Annotated in this window: 9 protein-coding genes and 1 pseudogene; all 10 read right to left on the reverse strand. The window is 26.6% G+C overall.

Translation table 11 applies throughout. The features are described 5' to 3' along the window. Positions 1 to 24 precede the first annotated feature (24 nt). Positions 25 to 177: pseudogene (locus tag FYJ26_RS11155) on the reverse strand (TetR/AcrR family transcriptional regulator); the annotation flags it as partial. Positions 178 to 286: 109 nt separating this feature from the next. Next, positions 287 to 943 carry a hypothetical protein gene (locus tag FYJ26_RS09325; protein WP_154541787.1) on the reverse strand — a complete coding sequence of 219 codons (657 nt, stop codon included), beginning with the start codon at positions 941 to 943 and terminating at the stop codon, positions 287 to 289. A 23-nt stretch (positions 944 to 966) separates the two neighbouring features. Next, positions 967 to 3,138: a class I SAM-dependent methyltransferase gene (locus FYJ26_RS09330; protein WP_154541789.1), complete on the reverse strand. Its 2,172-nt coding sequence runs from the start codon at positions 3,136 to 3,138 to the stop codon at positions 967 to 969. Between the two features lie 67 nt (positions 3,139 to 3,205). Continuing rightward, complete coding sequence (locus tag FYJ26_RS09335; RefSeq protein WP_154541791.1) at positions 3,206 to 8,578, reverse strand: AMP-binding protein; 5,373 nt, start codon at positions 8,576 to 8,578, stop codon at positions 3,206 to 3,208. Positions 8,579 to 8,597: 19 nt separating this feature from the next. After that, the gene (locus FYJ26_RS09340) at positions 8,598 to 9,647 is read right to left on the reverse strand and encodes a Gfo/Idh/MocA family oxidoreductase (protein ID WP_154541793.1); all 1,050 of its coding nucleotides are present in this window, start codon (positions 9,645 to 9,647) and stop codon (positions 8,598 to 8,600) included. Position 9,648: 1 nt separating this feature from the next. Beyond that, positions 9,649 to 10,722, reverse strand: coding sequence for an NAD-dependent epimerase/dehydratase family protein (locus FYJ26_RS09345; protein ID WP_154541795.1), 1,074 nt, complete (start codon positions 10,720 to 10,722; stop codon positions 9,649 to 9,651). Beyond that, positions 10,719 to 12,095 (reverse strand): phosphopantetheine-binding protein, encoded by a 1,377-nt coding sequence (locus tag FYJ26_RS09350; protein WP_036762254.1) that lies wholly within the window; start codon positions 12,093 to 12,095, stop codon positions 10,719 to 10,721. Before FYJ26_RS09350 ends, FYJ26_RS09345 begins: the two co-directional genes overlap by 4 nt. Before the next feature lie 24 nt (positions 12,096 to 12,119). Further along, complete coding sequence (locus tag FYJ26_RS09355) at positions 12,120 to 13,577, reverse strand: condensation domain-containing protein (protein WP_154541797.1); 1,458 nt, start codon at positions 13,575 to 13,577, stop codon at positions 12,120 to 12,122. Next, positions 13,574 to 14,638, reverse strand: a complete 1,065-nt coding sequence (locus FYJ26_RS09360; protein ID WP_154541799.1) for a Gfo/Idh/MocA family oxidoreductase — start codon at positions 14,636 to 14,638, stop codon at positions 13,574 to 13,576. The genes FYJ26_RS09355 and FYJ26_RS09360 overlap by 4 nt, the downstream gene beginning before the upstream one ends. 22 nt (positions 14,639 to 14,660) lie before the next feature. Further along, positions 14,661 to 20,834: a non-ribosomal peptide synthetase gene (locus FYJ26_RS09365; RefSeq protein WP_154541801.1), complete on the reverse strand. Its 6,174-nt coding sequence runs from the start codon at positions 20,832 to 20,834 to the stop codon at positions 14,661 to 14,663. Positions 20,835 to 20,839 lie beyond the last annotated feature (5 nt).

Here is a 20,839-nt window from a genome sequence, read left to right on the forward strand (position 1 = left end):
ACTTACAAGTACCTTAAAAATATCTTCTTTAGATTTAAAATGCTTATATATTGCACCAGGTGTAATTCCTGCATTTTTAGCAATAGTGCGAATAGAAGCCTCTTCGAATCCATGCTCTGTAAACTCGCTTTTTGCACTTTTTAATATTTTCTTTATTGTAACATCTTTGTCTCTCAGTAAGTTTCACCTCCCAAATTAAGATAACGCCGTTTACTATATTTTAGCATAAAGAAGCTAATGAAGTCAACAATCACTATCAATTACATTTTTTATGATAACATATTATTTAATTATATATAAATTCTCTTGTTAGGTCCGCTACTAGTTTCCATTCTGGATCAAGCATACAATCATGACACACATCGTCTAAAACAACAATTTTTGATTTATACAACTTAGCTGATTCTATTACTGATTCTCCGAGTAAACAATTGTCATTTTTAGAATATATGGTTAATATTGGAACATTAAATTCTATTTTTTTAATTGAGGAATAAATAACAGGCAACATTCTTATGCTTAGAGGTTCCTTATTCATTTTATCAATATACTTTTTAGCGTTATTAACTCTTCCAGAAAAAAAGAATTCTTCCCTTGTCAACTTAATATAATTCTTATTAGTAAAGAATAAATTTTTAATCCTGTTTTCAATTGGAAATGGCATTAAAAAAACCATTGATTTCGGCACACAATCTTTATAAGTTTTTAAAAATTCATTTATAAACAAATTACCCATAGAATGTGTTATAAAAATAAACTCTGTATCAATTTTTTTAATATTTTCCCTTAATATTTTCATAGAATCTTTTAAATTTTTAGCTTCTTTTGATAATGCATGCACATGTAAATTGTATCCTTTTTCCTTAAAGTATGGTATAAAATGTTCATTCCAGCACCATTCATAATGAAAAGCTCCACATACTAAAATAATTGTTTCTTTCATGACTACTTATTTATCTCCTTTTTTTATATTTTAACAACAAATAATTGTTGCCCAAATTCATACAAGGCGTGTGTATTTTTAGGATAAGTAAGAATTTGTTTTTTATCAAATGTATCCTTTAATAAATCAAGCCATTCTAATCTATTTAAAAATGTTCTATTTTTCTCTAGCCTAATATCTGTTGGTTTTGTCATCATAAAAACTTGTGAAACAAGCATTTCAGGAGGTTCCTTAACTGGTTCTGCAATTAATATAAGACTATCTTTTTTTACAGTATTATATATCTCTCTCAATACTGTATTTAATTTTCCAGAATTATTTAATACACCTACAGCTATCACTATATCAAAAGTTTCCTTTCCTAACTTTTCCAAATCTTTATCTATATCAATCTTTTCATATTCAATGTTACTAACAACATTTTCATATTTGCTTTTTGCACACTGGATAAAAAAATTCGATATATCTGTATATTTATATAATACTTCATCAATCAAATTTTCATCTATTAATCTTTTTAATACACTATCTGTAGTAGCTCCTATTCCAGCTCCTATTTCTAAAATTTTTATCTTATTAATTCCACTAGAATATTTTTTTACATAATCAGATATAGTTATTGCTACTAAGTCATTAATATATCTATATACCATGTTGTTCTTATATAATGCCTTTGCATATTTCAGGTCTCCCTCAGGAAATAATATAGAATTACATTTTTTCTTTCCATCAAATAATTCTTGTAAATATTTTATATTTTGATTTATATAATCTATAGACAACGGATCTCCTAATTTCCAATCCCATAAGTTCTTTGCATCTTCATAATATCTATCAATATTATTTTTATTCACGACTTTACGCAAATAACAATTATTATTTTCTAGATGTATAAATTCATTTTCGAATAATATATTTAACCATCTTAATATAATATTTTTATTTCTACTATTAAAGTTTTTTTCAATAATCTCATTTATATTATATTTGCGATTACAATCAATAAAAACACCATTATTTTGAAAAAACAATATCATGGACAAATATATATACATATTTATCGATTCTAAAAATTTATTTACATGAACATGATCTATAAATGAGTACCTTCTTTCAACATCTTGTATACAATGAATATTCATTAAATTAGGTGTTTCATACAACCACTCATTTTTTTCTAAATTTGAGGATAAATATGAGTTTTGTTTTATTGTAAGGTCATCTTTTAAATCAAACTTTCTTACTAAATATTCAAATTCATCAAATAATTGAACATCTTTAATAATCTCGTGTACCTTTGGCAAATATTTTCTTCCATCATTCTTCATATTATTTAAAAAAGTGATCTGTTTTTTTACCAAAAGTAATAATTCATCATTTAAATCTGTTTTATTTTCGACTGTAAAAGATGTTTTTAAATTTAGTAGTTGTTCTGCATTGTATAAATTTATATTTATGTTATCTTTATCAAAAAATAAATTTCTTCTATTTTCCCAGATAATTATATTTTTAAAAAATTCTAAAATCAAACTACCATCTTCAAATACAAACTCCAATTTATTTTCATAGTATTTGCATCTGTTATTAATATTTATAGGATCATATACTTTAAAGCAAAATGTTATTTCCGATATTTTCCCACTAATAGTAATAAATTCATCATGACTAAATGTTTTTATATCAAAACAAAAATTCTCATTAAGGCTTGACTTAATAATTTTAAAAATAGAAAATAACATATCTTTAGATATAAACGAATCAATATATATTATTTTTTGTTCTTGCATTATTTGTTTCGCTTTTCTTATAAACATTTTTGAAATTTCTGTTTCTTCATATAAATTTCTAATAAGATAGTAACAGTTTTTACTTTTTATTTCCTTTAAATATTTTATTGTATCTTTTTTACTTTTAGGAATTTCTTCAATTACGTTTATTCCTCTATTTAATAGATAGCGAACAATATCTACATCTCTATTAATTTCAGAATTAAATGGAACATATGCAAGTTTAGTATTATTAGGGATATTTTTTATATTTGTAAAAAGTGGCAAATTATTAAAATATGCATCTCTAATTGTTGTCTTAGAATTAACTTCAAAAATTCCTGATATTTCAATTATATCTTTTAATTTAAATAAAGATTCTACAATAAAATTTCCTGATACTTTTCCACAAATAATTGTTTCTATCATTTTTTCACCCCCCACAAAACGATATACTTTCTTTTTTAAATATTTATTATAATATATACTTTATTCTCTATATTTCGCTCGACATATTTTCATTTAACATATTTGCTAAAACTTTTGAGTTTGACTTTCCTTGTACTGAACTATAATGATTGCCTGGTATATAAAATTTTCTAATATCGCCAATAATTATATTCTTCCAATTTTCAGCTAGGATATTAAAGTGCTTATATGCCCCAACATTATCTTTTGCTATATAGTAATCTATATCCCCAAAATATATTTCAGGCATAAATTTTTGAGCATTAAATGACTTTATGAAAATTTTATACATATCTAAAAAAGATTTTTTTGTAATTGAATTTCCCTTATTTTTTACTAAATTATAATATAATTCAAATCTTTTTTGTTGAGATAAAGAATTTAATTTTTTTACATAAAGTATATCTTCTTCGAATCGCATTTTACTCAATATATTATTAACCGTCATTGCATTCTCATAATTATTATCCATATTAGAAAATGCTATATCTAATATATTTGTTTCTTTAAATCCTATATCTGAAATTTCAATATTAAATGCTTGTAAGAAATTAAATTCCAATAATAATTCATCATAATTATAATTTAACAAGCTTCCACCTTCTATAACTGCTAAATTATCTACTAAAATTCCTGCTTCTAATAATCTCCTAGAAACTTCTATTGCAACTACCCCGCTAAAGCTATATCCTATTATTTGAACATTTGTTGGAGAAAATTTTTGTATTTCTTTATAATACTCATTTGCCAATTTTTCAACTAATTCATCTGAATTTATATCTAGATACTTACCTATATCTGATACACCCATCAATAATATATCTCCTTTATTTTGAGAACATAATTCCATTGCTAAATTTTTTAAATTTTCAAGATTTCCAAAAGCTCCATGTAATATAACTCTTAATCTTTTATCCTCGATGGCTGCACTATATTTTTTTGAGTATATAAATTCATCATTAGAAATATTATGCTCTGTACCGTTTCCGCCTTTCAATAACTCGGAAATCCTATAAAAAGTTGGTTCATCTATTAATTCTCTAAGTATATATTCAAATGTGCTACTTGATTCAATGCTTTTTCTAATTTCAGCTGCTATTTGAGCTAAAATCAATGAATCAGCTCCACATTCATATAAATTCTTATTTAAATTTAATTCTTCTTCATCTAAAAATTTAGCACAAATATTCAACACTTCTTTTGGTATAGATGTCTTTTTTGAATTAAAATTAATAGATTCATTTTCTGCACATCTCAAATAATCCGTTACATATGAAAAATTTTTCTTTATGTCAACTATACCATTTGAAGTCAATTTGAATTTTTCTAAAAAAGTTATTTTGTCAGGCATCAAATCAATAGGTAAACATATCTTAAGATTATTATATATTTTCTCTCTATTGATAAAAGAATAATCACTTTTAAACTGTTTTATAAACAAAACCATTCCTAATTTCTCTATAACAGATTCTTCTCTTGGTAAAGTAAAGATTTTTTCATTGTTTTCATATAATATATTTTTCCATTCTTCTATTGATAAGAAAAATTTGTTTTTCCTTAATGAATCTAATGGTTTTTCCATCATAAATACTTGAGATGCAATTATCCACGGTTCATTACGTATAGGCTCAGAAAATAGTAAGTATCCCTTAGGCGCACATATATTTCTTATATAATTTAAACTACTTACAACATCTTTAGCATTTTCTAAAACATAAGCGCCAATTATTATATCAAAATAATTGTATTCTATTCCTATTTTTATAGGATCTTCATTAATGTCCAATTGATAGATCTTAACATTTTTATTATCTTCAAACTTCTTTTTAGCTTTAGATAAAAAATATTTCTTTCCATCTGTAAAATGATATTCATAATCTACACCATTTAATAAATCTATTATTTTTTCAGATGTTGCCCCAGTTCCGGCACCTATTTCTAAAATTCTTATTTTCCTATGATTATTATTTTTAATATACTCATTAATAAAATTACAGTAAAAATTATTAATAACAATAGAATTTATACTTGTATTATACATTGCATCAGTGTAAATATCAGAACCCTCAGGATATAATATATTTACTGGATCAATCTTCCCATTTAAAATTTCTACTAAATTATCCGTGCTGTCTTTGACATACTTTAAGTACTTCAAACTATTATCATTTTTAATATCCCATTTTAAAAAAACTTTTGTCCATAAATTAGCAATATCATCATATGTCAAAATAGACTGAATTTTATAATCTCCATTTTCAGCATATATTATATTTTTTTCTATCAATTGATATAACCATCTGTCAATTATCCAATTATATTTATTATCATTTAATTTCCTTTTTCTTTTATATAAGTCAGAATTTGGTTCTTTTTTTAATATGTCTGTATCTATCATTGCATTTAGTATAGCATTTAAACATATTTTATCTCTTATATCGCATAATTCCCTATATTTGTTACTAAATAAGTATTCCTTATTTTTAATATCTATATCCTCATTATTATTAAATAAAGTTTCATAATGCGAATCTAATTTATCATCTCTGTCTTCTCTAGCAATTGTTACTACTGATTCAATAGGAAATTCTTTTTTATTTTCATTTACCATTACAATAGCATTTGAAATTACTTTTTGCTTAATTAAAGCATTTTTTATCTCCTCAAGTTCTATTCTATTGCCTCTTATTTTTACCTGAGTATCTTCCGTACCTAAAAATTCTATTTCTCCACTTGATAAATAGCGACCCAAATCTCCAGTAGAATAAAGTCTGACCTGCTTTAGAGGATGAATAAAGAACTTTTCTTCTGTTAACTTTTTATCTCCTAAATACCCTTCCGCCAAGCCTCTACCAGCTATATATAAATTACCTTCGCAATAAACTGGACAATCTTCAAAATTTTTATCTAATACATAAATTTGTTGATTAGTGAGCGGTTTCCCATACGGAATGCTTTTCCATCCCTTTTTAATACCTTTATATTCATGATAGTTAGACCATATAGAGGCTTCTGTAGCACCTCCCAATACTATTATTTTAGATTCTACAAAAGTTTTTTGCACCGCATTAGGCATATTTAAAGGAATCCAATCTCTTGATAGCAATATTAGTTTAATAAAATTTTGTTTTTTTGATAAATTTTCTAAATAATTTAAATATAGTTTCATTAATTCTGGTACCATATTTAATATAGACACAGAATTTTCTTCAATCAATTTATCCCAATGAGCGGGATTTAAATACTCACTTTCATCAGGATATACAATAGTTCCTCCAACTGATAGCATTCCAAAAATATCATAAACAGATAAGTCAAAATCTAATTTTGATATTCTTAATATGCAATCTCTCTCAGATATTTCAAATTTTTGATTTATATCATATATAGTATTAAATACTGCGCCATGATTTATTACAGCACCTTTTGGATTTTCAGTAGTCTCTGACGTAAACATGATATAAGCTGCATCAGTCGAATCGATATGTTCTATATTAAACATATTTATCAAATCTAACCTATAATTTACATCATCAATGTTCACAAAATTTCTTTGTCTGCTATCATAACAACTGCCATTTGTCAAAATAACTTTACAATTACATTGTTTTAAAATATTCTCTAATCTTTTTTCTTCTATATTAAAATCTACCGGAACATATATAGCTCCTACCATAAGTATTCCAAGAATAGTATAAACTTGACTTTTATTATGTGGTAGTTTTACAATTATATGCTCACCTTTTTTTACATTTTTTTCTTTCAATGCTAAAGCTATAGATACAGACTTATTATATAATTCTTTATAAGAAATTGAACCTCTAGAGTCTATAACAGCCGCCTTATCTGGATAAGATTTTACTTTTTCTATAAAATCTTCTAATAATGTCTTATTATTAATTTTTTTATTTGTAGCATTAACTTTTTCTCTAATTTCACGTTGCCACTTAGGTAGATCAATTTCAAGACGTTTCTCCCAAAATTCTTTATTGTTCGATAAATTTATTAAAATCTTCTTAAACTCACTAAACATATCCTCCAACATATCATCTTCAAATATTCCTTCACGAACATCCCAATTAATCTGTAAACCTAATTCAGTATCCATAGCTTGACAATCAATAAATACTTGCGGTGTTTGAGATATTCCATACACATATCTTCCTATCAACCTCTTTTTAATTAACCCTATTGCACTTGTAAATACATACGGTGCTAAAAATTCTTTGGAGTTATGCAGTTTAGCAATATCTCTTAATATATTAACTCCAGGATATGCACTATTATCTATTGAGCTGAATAATTCTTTATTAACTTCTCTTGCTAACTCTGAAAAAGATTCTTTTATGTTTTTTATCGAAATTACCGATGTATTTGTAAAATCGCCTACTAAAGATTCTATATTTTCCCCTAAATTTTTCTTGTTAAATAAAGTTAAATTTATAAGAAATTCTTTTTCTGTACTCCATTTTTTTAGTACTTCACTATATACAGTCAATACTGATGCTGTCGGTGTTAAAGCATGGTTTTGAGCTAAAATTTTAAATTTATCCCACATATCCTTATCTAATGTTAAAGACAATCTTTTAAACTTACAAACGTCCGTTTCTTTTAGCGTTTTTAAAGGTATTACTGGAGATGTCTTTAATTTTCTAGTCTTTTGACTCCAATATGCTTTCGCCTTCTTGTATTCCGAGTTTTCTTTTGTCTTTTCTTCACTTATTATATAATTCCTAAATGATATCTTAGATTGTCTATCATTCTCTATTCCTTTAAAATACTTCATCTCAAACTCTAATAAAAGTTGCCATATACTTGACCAATCACATATCATAAAATCCATCGAAAAGTGTAAAATTGATTTTTCTCCATAATTTGATACTCCAATATCAAACATTGGCCATTTTTCTAATTGATAAACTTTATCCTCTAACTGTTCTCTAATAGATATCCTATCTCCAGTAACAACCTCATATTCTGGAACTTTTTGTAGTATTTTTTGATATCCTTCTTTAAATATAACTGCCCTCAGCATTTCATGTTTATTTATCAAGTAATTCCATGTATCTTGTACTTTTGAAACGTCTAAATTATCATATAAAAATTCTTGATAAATGTGACAAGATACATTTCCATATGAATGTAGGTCATCTCTTCCATAAAGATATGATGTCTGAACTGGAGATAATGGAAATGGTGCATAATCATCTTTAACATCATATTTATTCTCAAGTTTTTTAATGTATTCTTTAAGTCCCTCTTTATTTAATTTTAATTCCATTAAAATATCTTCATCTAACTGACCATTTATGGATTTATATTTTAACTTTTCACCATCAACATACAACTCAATACCTTGCTTAGAATATTTTTCAATTATTTCTTTATAACCGTTCTCCATTATTTACCTCCTTATTAAATTATTCATCAAAAATTTTTATATCACTCAGCAAAAGCAGCTTCTCTTTACTAGTCTCCATAAACTTTGCATATCCCGCTTTTTTCTGCAAAATTTCCCATTTTTTAGATGTTGATAGTTCCCTGTTTACTCGACGAATATCAAGTTTGCCTGAATTCATATATTTCTTCATTTTAATCAATTCTGCTGTTATTGAATCAATCCAGTATGTTTGAAAAAATTTTGAAGTACTCGTTTCTTTTAAAGAATTCAAAACCTTGTAGATTGACTCTTTACCTATATTTAAATCGTCTTTAGCTCCTTTTAAATATGTTCTTGGACGCCAAGCAACATCTCCATAAGCATCATTTAGCGATAATACTCCATCTTCATAATAAAGTTTAAAACTATACATTAATTGCATATTGTAATCAGGTGTTTTGGGATTTAATTGATTATTGAATTCTATTAAAATAGGTAATTTCCCTATATTTCCATATAATATATCAAATGGACCTAATCCCTTTATTATATTATTATCCAACTCCAAATCACCTAAAATACCAGAAATAGCTAATAAATCCAAAGCTACATATGATAATTGTGTAGAAAAAGAAACGCTTATATATTCTAACTTAGAATATATATTTAATTTTTTTGCATACACTGCAAAGCTCTGCATATTTGATAAATTTGAATATAGATTTGCAGTCAAGTAAATAAGGTTTTTCTCTCTTGCTAGCTTATAACATTTATATAAATGTTCTTGATAAACAGGTTGCTCTTGAATTACGTTTATTCCTTTATTTAGTAAATCTATGCACAATTCTGTTCCATCCCCACCTGTTCCCTCACTTCTAACAATAACGCAAGCTAAATCTATATCTGATGGCAATTCTTCAACATTAAAATACAGTGGTACATTATATTTCTTTGAAAGTGTCTTTGACCTTTCACTCCCTCTTCCGATAATACCTGCAATTTGAAAATCTGATTCGGCTCTCTTTAATGCTTTTAAATAAAATTCCCCAAAATTCGTGCCACAAACTATGGCTTTCAATCTTTTTTTCATTTTATATTTCTCCTTCAAAGATATTATTCAATTTCAAATTTGTTCCTTTCATCAATTTGTAATAAAATGTTGTATCCATTTCCATCATCTTATCAAGTAAACTATTTAATAAAGGAAACTCACTCATATCTTTGATTTCAGTTTTATTACCATGTTCTATAGCTAAAATAGAAACAGCTGCTACTGTTAGAGCCGTTAATCTAGTTGGTGAAATGCTTTTTAAAATCATATTAGCATCTATAGTATTTTTATTTTTTATTCCTGTTGCCTCTAAGATAAATCCTCCAAATTCTTTTTTATCAATATTATCCAAATTGGATAAATCCACTAATTTTTGTGCCATTACATTTATATTTTCAATGTTATCAGAACGAATATTCTTTAAAAAATTGCAAACATATCCGTTCTTTATGCACATATAAAATATGGCATTTTCCACACCTATTTGCCTACAAACTTTAAGAGTTCTTTTATCAATATACGGAAATGGCACCCATCTTTCGCTGCTTATTGGCAATGTTATTGTTTTATTTCCTGCCAAATAGGGTTCTATCTTTCCTGAATTTAAGATTGATCTTGCATAAAAACCATCTTCACTTAAATATCTCAAGTATTCTTTGGCTGCATTATAAGTAAATTCTCCATTAGAGGCGTAATACATTTGAAAACTAAGGGTTTTATCAAAAACTCTAGAAATAATAACTGGCAATGCTTCTATTAATCCTGGCGATGAACCAACTCCATGATATATTGTTCCTCCTTCAAAAACAGATTTCTCATAGAAATTATAATAACTTAAGTCAATGAGAATACATTTGTTTTTATTAACTGTATCTATTAAATTAAATATTGATGAATCTGAATACCCTGAACAGTTTATAATACAGTCACATCCATCAACAAACTCAATACAAGTATTTATATCATCCAAATCTATAAATGCAAAAGTATTCTTACTCTTATAAACTTTTTCTTTTCTTCTATATCCCAACTTTATATCTTTGATTCCATAATCATTCAAAATTTTAGTACATTCTGAACCAATATCTCCAGTAGCTCCAATTATTCCTATCATATTTCACCTTCTACTACCTCCATACCTAACTGTTTTGAATTTATCAAATTTAACATTTTTTCAAATTCAGGATTTGAAAAAATTTCATTTAATGTGAGTTTGCATTTTAATCTTCTTTCTATCTCAACTAGAAGCTTTGTTGCAGATAAGCTATTTCCTCCAAGCTTAAAATAATTAGAATTTCTATCTACATCATCTATATCCAAATTTTGCATCCATATTATTTTTAAGATTTCTTCTAAATTTTCATTATAATTTTTTAATTGTTCTTTTATTGTTGTTTTATCAGAGACATCCACATTAAAAGAGTCCAATGACAGCAAAACAATCTTCTTATCGAAATCTAACCCAATTTCATTTTCTAAGTTATTTATCAACTCAATATGATCTGTATAGTTTTCTGATTCGAGATAATAAGCAATATTATTTTCTATCAAAAACATAGTATTTTTAAAAAAATATTTTTTGGCTATTTTCTTAATGTAATCAACTTTATAAAAAAACTGCGTACGTTTTTCAGTTTCTACATCAAGATTTTTTTCTTGAAAAAATATGGCTGTAAGTACAGATATTGGATCCATTTTACCAAAATCAATTACATGAATTTTTCCGTTTCTTTTTAACATTAGTTTTGAGGTTTTGAAAAAAGATTCAACGTCTTCAATTTGATGTAAAAAATTAACAGAAATAATGTGATCAAATCTACTTAAGTAATTATCTTTCAAAAATTTCTTATCATTACAATCATTTAATAAAATTACATTGTTTAAATCTTTAATTCTGCTGACTAAGTTATCTTTTATTATGCAATCTACATCATTAACAATGCCTATTGTTAACCTTTTAATATCTTTACTTTCATTATTGATGTTTTTAATTAATTTATCTAATAAACTCTCAGTAAACTCACTTCTAATGCCTAGTTTTGCTGGGGATATTTCATTATCTAAAAGCAAAAGCTCTTTTTTATTATTATTCTCAAGTATATCTACAAATAAATTCTTTTTTAGTTGTAGTTTTCTATATAAAGAATCCTCTGCGATTTTTACTTCATTCATCTCATCTGCTTTAAAATCTTTCACATATTTCAACCAGTATTTAATTATATTTTCATTCTTGTTGTCTATTTTTATTTTTTTAACATTAATTTCAGTTAATAAATCTAATAAAAATTTTTGGACAAAATACTTTCTCTTTTTTACCTCATTGTCTGTATTAATATTATCAATATAATTTATCTTAAATTCCGATTTATCTTCCTCTAATTCTGGTTCAACCAGGAGCGTTTTAACATTTTCTTGTGAGATTATTGTTTTATATTTACCACTATAAATTCTTTTTTGATACTCAATATTAAACTTTTTTCTTTTCATATTATTCCCTCCATAGTTGATTTATCAAAAATTAGAGCATATTTCATTTGAAACATCAATATACTTACCTACCATCCAAATAATATCCTCTTCATATAATAACTCATCTATATAATCAAAAGTAATCACAATACTATCATCAATCATTCTTATATGATGATCTAGATAAACTTGAGGTGTTTGACTTAATGAACATATTTCATGAAATCCATTTTTACAATTGCTATAACTCTCTCCAATCATGCAAGTAACTACTATTGGAAACAATTTATTTATTCCATTCTCTTGCCTAGCTTTATTTATAATATTAATCCCATCAAAACATCTATATTCTAATAACTTAAATATTTGTTTTTGGGTTTTTTTGATGGACTCTAATATAGATTTATATTCATCTTTATAGCTAATTAATCCTATATTTGTAAATTCTCCCAACAATTCATCTGCATTTTTAACTACTGGTAATTTCCCAAATAATGTTGTTGTTATTGTTAATTCGTCAGTCTCAATTAAGTCAGACAATACTTTCATATAAATAGTGATTAATATAGCAGACAACGTTACACCTCTTAGTTTTGAATAATGTATTAAATTGTCAGTTTGTTCTTTACTAAAACGATATTCTTTTCTTTTAAAATTGTATTCTTCTAAGTCATTAATCGGCATTTTTGTTCTTAAATTCGGTGCTTTTGGTAGTGTTTTTATCATTTTATTCCAATATTTTTCAGCCTCATCTAAAAGTCTCTTATTAAATGCAAGTTCCTTATATATTCTTAAATTCATTACATAATCTTTATAAGATACATCGGAAAAACTTATTTTTTCTCCTTCGTATAACGCAAAAAGCTTATATATCATATTACCTGCACTCCACGCATCTAATATAGAACAATCAAAACTTATGTGGAGTACATCATTTTTATTCCCGCCATTAATTTTCTTTCCAACTACGAATTTAAACATAGGCCATGTTTCGATATTATACTTCATATGCGATAAAATCTTTCGCATTTTATACCTATCCTCTTTAGAATTATATTGATATTTAAAAACTTTATATTCAGGAACTTTTTCCAGTATAATCCCTCTACCATCCGATAATAAAATCAATCTTAAAATATCATTTTTTCTAATCATCAAATTAATGTTTTTTTCAAGATTAGCAATATTTAAATTTTGCTTTTCAAATTCAATATAATAATGAGCATTAACTTTATTTAAAAATTCCCCATCTACTTGTCCAGCCATATATGCCAACTGAAGTGAACTCAATTCCAAAGTGTTTTCTTGTGCTTTTGATAAATATCTGAGTAAATCCTCTTTGTTAACTTTAATTTCGTTGATTACCTCTTCATTGTATAATTCTTTTTTGATTCTATATTTTAATTTTTTATCTTCCACAAACAAAAACATTCCCTGTTTTCTCAGCTCATTTACATAATCAAATAATTCTAAGTCTGTACTATCATTTTTTAGTTTCATTTTTTCATCCCTAAATTTTTTAAAGCTTGTAAATGGTTAAGATGTTCTTCACCAAATTTAACATTTTTAGGAAACCCTATTTCTTTCATTATTTCTCCCCATTTTTTCGAAACTATTATTTCCTTTTGCGTTCTTGTAATATTATTTTTTCTTTGTTTAACATTTTCAATAAATTTTTCAATTTCTTTCCTTATGGCATTCGGAAAAACATCATAAAGTATAGTTTCATATGTCAAGTTACTGTAATTTGCCAAGCTAAATTTTATTGGCTTATTTAAATAATTAACATCAATTTGTTTTGAATCTAACACAATATTATCAGATATATTCATTCTATCCCTCCATATTACAGATCCAAAGGTATCTTCAAGATCTAATCTTCCACTTTTATAAAAAAAAGTAATTTTATGAAGAAGATGCATATGGTTATTCCCATCCACATCAGAAACCTCATTATGAATTTGTAAGTTTACATCCAATTGCCCATTTGACAAAACAACACGATTAAAAGGGTATCTTTTCTCTGTTAACGTTGGAATTATATTAAAACTTCTAAGAAGAGGTAATGCTTCGTTCAGAATACCTATCAAAGAATAAAGAAGTTGCGAAGATGTCATGATATCTACATGTTCAAGAACATCTTTTTTATTTAAATATTTTGCAGCTTCAATAAATTTTTCAATAGTTTCCAATGAATTATATAAATTCCCTACTATATAATATGAGTTGAATTCATGAGCCAACTTTAAGCAGTTCTCTATCTCTCTATAATGAATTGGATGTTCCTGTATCACATGAATTCCTTTTTTTAAGAGACTCTCTGACAATTCAGTTCCCTTACCTCCCAATACAGAAGATTTAATTATAACAAATGCAATATCTATATTTCCTGGAATAGAATCTACATCAACATATAGTGGAACATTATGTTCTTCTGCACACCTCTTAGAACGACTACTTCCAAAAGCTAATATACCTACCAATTCAATATTATTTATTTTTTTAATCGCATTTATATAGGATTGACCAAAAGTTGTTCCACAAACTATCGCTTTCATCATAATGTTCCTCTCTCCAAATACATCATTTCAAAAAATCCCTCAACTTTATTACCAAATTTTCAATATATGGAGTTTCCATAAATTCCCCTAATTCTAAATGAAAACCATATCGTTCCATTAATGTATTAGATAGTTGTATCATATTTAAAGAATTCCCTCCTAGTTTAAAGAAGTTATCTTCTTTTTTTATTTCTTCAATTTTTAAAATTTCTTTCCAAATTTCTGATATAGAATAAAGTAACTCAGTGTTCAGTTTATCTTCTGTTTTCTTGTTTGATTTATGAATATCTTCATCAGGTTCATTATTTTGATAAACTGATAAGTCTTCTCTAATACATACATTATTTTCAGTATCTTTATTTTCCTTATAATTAATTTTAGTGGAAAACGTATTGGTATTATTTATTATAGTATCCAATAAGTTTCCATAAGACTCAAACATCCTATCTAGCAACTGTGCCGTAAATATTTCATCAATGGAATCCCAAATTATTTTTAATTTGCCGTCCATTTCCATAACTTGATGATCAAGCCAAACTTGTGGTGTTTGAGAAATATTATATACAAGTTCTCCTAGCCAAGTATCTTTCCTGCCTTCAGACAAACCTAATCCACTTGTAAATACTATAGGCATTAAAGAATATCTATTGTTAGAGTATTTATTCCTTAATTCTCTTCCAAATTCTACAGCACTATATGAATTGTGTTTTGTATCTTCTAATAATTGTTTTTGCAACATTTTGGATTTTTCTAGCAATGAATCGCTAGTACAATTTTTTACTTCAAGAAATGTTAGGTTAGTAAAATCTCCTATGATTTTATTTATATCCGGATGAATTTGTTCCTTGTTAAACTGTGTAATATTTAATACAAATTCATCATTTAATGAATATTTCCTAATTATTTCAGAAAATAATGTTATTAATAAAATTGTCAATGTTATGTTATTTTCTCTTGCGATTCCTTTTAATTTATTCAATCCATAAGAATCAATAATTTTTTCTCTTCTATTAAAAGTTTGTTCTTCTATATCACTTTCTAACTTTGCTATTTCAAATTTAGGGGCTTCCAAAAATCCATTCAATCTATCCAGCCAATATTTTTTATCAACTTGATATTTAGATGTGTTTTTTACTTTTCTAATTTCTAAAACATAATCTCTAAATGAAACATCTGGTAATTCCTTATAAAAATTTTCATCATTATATCTTAATTTCAATTCATCTAGAATATAGAACATACTCCAACCGTCTAAAATAATATTATCTAAACTAATATGGAGTCTGGATTTAATTTCATCTAAAATGCTAAGTTTGAAATTAAATATAGGCCATTTATCTATCTTTAATATTTCGTGAGACATAATATCTCTAGTCAGTTTTAAAGCTTCCTCTTGTTCAACCTTATTAAGACATGATAAGTTATTAATATCTAACATAAATGGTGGAACTTTTCCCAATATCTGTTGTGTTCCATTGTTTAAAATTATCGCCCTTAACATAGAATGATACTTAATCATATCATTTATTACCTTTTGAAGTTTATTAGGCTCAATATTCAAACAATCTAATTCGAAGTAACAATGTGTTGCTACTGAACCTAAAGAATACATTTTGTTTCTTCCTATCCAATATGCAAATTGCACATCCGTTAATGGAAATGGCTCATTTATGTTTTTAAAATCATGTACAATTCTTTTATATGGTAAATGTCTATCTTTTTCGATTTTCTTAATAAACTCTGAAAAATCTCTTAAAATAGGATATTTAAAGATATCGCCAATTGATACTTCTACGCATAATTCTTTTTGAATTTTTGAAACAACCTTTGTTGCTGTAAGAGAATCTCCCCCTAATTGAAAATAATTAGAAGTAAACGATACATTTTCATTATTTAAAATTTCTTTGTATATATCAATTATTTTTTTTGTAATTTCATCATACTTTTCTATTTCATTTGTATTATTAATCCTTTTTCTGACATTGATAAAATTATGATTATCATTTCTTTCTATCAATTTTCTTAATGATTTTCTGTCAATTTTCCCATTTTTATTTAATGGCATTTCTTCTACAATTATAAACTCAAGTGGAATCATGTATTCAGGAAGCTTGTTCTTTAAAAATTTAATTAATTCATCTTGTTCAACATCTATTTTGTTATTTTTAAGAACATATATCATACTTCCCATTTTGTTAATTTCAGTCTCATTAGATAAATACTCAATTTTATATTTACAATTTTCACTTGCATTTTTAATGTTTTTAATATTTGGAATAATTTTTCCATTTCGCTCTAACAAATCAAAATCAATAAAACCACGTTCTAATACAGATGCACTAATTTCTGGTAATAATAATTCATCATTTATTTCAGTTCCAATCACAACGCCCATAGGAGCTAATATGGTTTTTATATTACGCAACATATCTGAAATATTATGAGAACGATGTAGCGAATTATATAATATGACAATATCAAAATTTTCCGTTTTAAAATTTTCCAAATACTTACTTGAAGAATTTATTTTTATAAACTCGAAACAAGTATATTTATTTTTTATGCCTTCAAACTCATTTGAAAAATATAGCGAAGTGTCGGTATAAACATATTTTTCGATTTTATCTTCAAAGTTTGTAATTACCTCTTCTGTTAATTCGCTATTTCTTCCACCTATTTCTAAAATCTTAAGCTTTTTATTTTTGCCATCAAATACCATCTTTATAATTTCAATAAGTTCATTTATATTTTCTTTATAATTTTTTAGGTTTTTCAAAAGTCTGGAAGGACTAAGTTTAGATTCAGAAGCATAAAACACATCAATAGCTTGTTTCTTACCCTGTATAATATCTACCACATTATTTTTGAAATTATCTAGGTTGACTGTTGTGTCTAATGCTATATCTATTTTTTTAAATAAGTAAATACCATCTTCTAAACTTATCATACTATGCTCTTGCAATAATAATAGCCATCTTTTTACGAGCAATTCGTATCCTATATCTATTTCTCCAAATTTCATTATTTCATCAAAAGAATACCTTTTCCCTTGACTAATACCCAAATCCATGAAAATAGAAAATATCAAACCTAAAACCATATTATTTTCACTATTTAGATACTCATCATAATCAATGTATTCAGATTTCAGTTTATTTATTTTTTCATTACTACTTAATCTAGTTAATGTATGATCCTTACTCTCATTACTTTCAATAAATGCGACCAATTGATTATTAGTGCCTATCTTAATAACATCAACAACAGCTTTATTAATTTTAGGATTTCCAATTAAAGCATCTTCAATTTCTCCAAGTTCTATTCGGTGCCCTTTAACTTTTACCTGATTATCAAGCCTTCCTAAAAATTCAATAGTTCCATCATTCCATGTTCTTCCAGCATCTCCAGTTCTATACCATTTAACTCCATCCGATTCTACAAATTTCTTTTCTGTTAATTCCTTATCTCCCCTATATCCCTTTGCAACACCAACCCCACCAATTAACAATTCTCCTTTAACATAGTTAGGACATATTCTTCCTAAACCATCAACTACTCTATAGACTTGATTCTTTAACGCTTTTCCATACGGAATAGAAATCCAATTTTCAGGTATTTCTTTTGGAATATTGATATAGTTTGACCATATGGATGCCTCCGTTGCTCCACCCATTCCAACTACAAGAGAGTTTTTACTTCTGCTATAAAATCTTTTAGGCAATGTTGTTGTAATCCAGTCTCCAGAAAGAAACACTAATCTCAATGGAATAAAAACATTTTTACCTTCTGCCATAGTTACTAGCATATCAAAAAGAATTGGTACAGAATTCCATATTGTTACTTTATATTTTTTAATAAGTTCTAACCAAAGTTCTGGATTTTTGAAATTATTATCATTTAAAGTAATGATGGTTCCTCCAGTTGATAGTATCCCAAAAATATCATAAACTGACAGATCAAAATCAATTGCCGATACCATTATTACACTATCATTAGTATTTACTTTATATCTTTCATTTAAGTCATTTATTGTATTAATAGCACTATTATGTGCAATTTCAACACCTTTAGGAATTCCTGTCGTTCCTGATGTCATAATTACATAGGCTGTATCAAACGGACTAATATTGACAGGTTTTTCAATTATACTTTGAATAGTTGATTGATCCATATCAACAAATGTGATATCTGTATCATCTAAATTAAAATCCCTTATTGTATTTTTATTGGATAAGACATGTTTTATTCCTATCTGTTCATATATTTTCCTTCTTCTTTCGTTGGGTTGATTAATACCGATAGGAACATATGCTGCACCGGCAAATAAAATTCCTAAAATACCAACTATTTGACTATATCCCCTTGGCAATGTTATTCCCACGTAGTCATTCTTTTTTACTCCAAAAGAAATTAAATTTGTTGCAATAATTAACGCCTTTTTGTACAAATCTCCATAAGTTAATTCAATACCGGATTGTGCATCCACGATAGCAACTTTTTCCGGGTTTACTTTAATCCTATCAAGAAATTCTGTATAGAGAGTTTGTTTAGGGTAACTCAAAGGCAAAATATTTTTTAATTCTTTTTCTCTATCTTCAATCTGATTCAACGGAAGAATTTCAGTCAATCTATACCAATTTTCATTATCACTTAATGATTGTAATAAAGTGTATAAAGAGTCGAACATATCATCAATCATTCCATCTGGAAATAATTCATCAACCACATCCCAGCATAATACAATCTCATCATCTACTAAATAAGTTTGAAAATCGAGCCAAACTTGTGGAGTTTGTGATACCATATAGTTTATTTTCCCGAATATTTTTCTTGTTTCCTGAGTCTCTAAAGGATAATCTATATTACAAGCAAACACCACAGGTGCAATATTGATAGTTTTTCCAACTTCTTTATAAACATCTCTTTGTACCTGCACTCCAGAGTATGAGCTGTGAGAGGCATTTTCTAAAAATGTGCCAGATATAGTTTTCACTCTATCTAAAAAATTTTCATTCTTTCTTTCACACTCAACTAATAGAAGATTAGTAAAATCTGCAACCATCCTTTTAACACTATTACCATTTACATCTCTATTGAATAATGGAACATTGATTACAAAATTTTCTTGATTTGTCCATCTTTCAATAATCATTGAATATGCTGATAACAGAACCATTGATGGGGTAACTTTATTTTTATATGCATTTTCTTTAATCTTAATCCAGTTTTCTTTGCTAATAATTTTCTTTCTTCTTGAAAAAACCACTTTTTCAATCATTTCTGGTTTTTTGTTGATGGGTAAGTTAGGTGCCTCTAAAGGAAAACTGGATTCAATTTTTTTCTTCCAGAATTCCTTATCTTTTTTGTATATTTCGTCATCTATTTTTCGTCCCTCCAGATAATTTTTAAAAGTATAATTGCTATCTATTGAAACTTTATCTTCTCCGCAGTACAGCTCTACAAGTCTACTCATTATAATGCCTATGCTCATTATATCTGCAACTAGAATATCAACATCTAAAAATATTCTATGTTTTTTATCCTTTAGTAACGCAATGCTAAGGCTAGCTACTTCTCCAACTTCTATATCAAATTTTCTATGAGACATTCCTTTTCTCATTTCCAATAGTTTTATGTCTGCATCTTCTTCAGATAGTGAAGTATAATTAAAAATTTTAACTTCTTTTGAGTATGGTTCTTCCATAATTTGCTGAGTACCATTACGGTTAAATTTTGCTCTAAGCATTGGATTTTCCATTTGTAAACAGTTCCAAGCAGCAGTTAATTTATCTGTTACAATCTCTTGTCCATCAATTTCTAAGTATGCGTGACACCCAACACCACCTAGAACCTGATCTTCTTCTCTCCCTACAAAATAAGCATACTGTACATCCGTTAAAGGGAACTCTTCCGAAATATTCTTTTCTCTTAAATCAGTTTTTTTATCAATATTTTTAATATTTGCTTTTTCAATAAGTCTAATCCAATCTTCAAGTGTAGGATTTTCCATTAGTTTTGCAAACGATAATTTTATCCCTAATTTTTTAAGCTCTGAAACTATTTGCATGATTTGGATAGAGCCTAAACCCTTTTCAATCAAATTGTCTTTTCCTGAAGGTTTAAATCCATCTAAATCTTCTTGTAAAACTTCATCAAGAAGCTTTATTGCCTGTTGCCTGATTTGATATTCTTCCATGCGAT

The sequence above is a fragment of the Anaerococcus porci genome, assembly GCF_009696575.1.
In the GTDB taxonomy this organism is placed as follows: Bacteria; Bacillota; Clostridia; order Tissierellales; family Peptoniphilaceae; genus Anaerococcus; species Anaerococcus porci.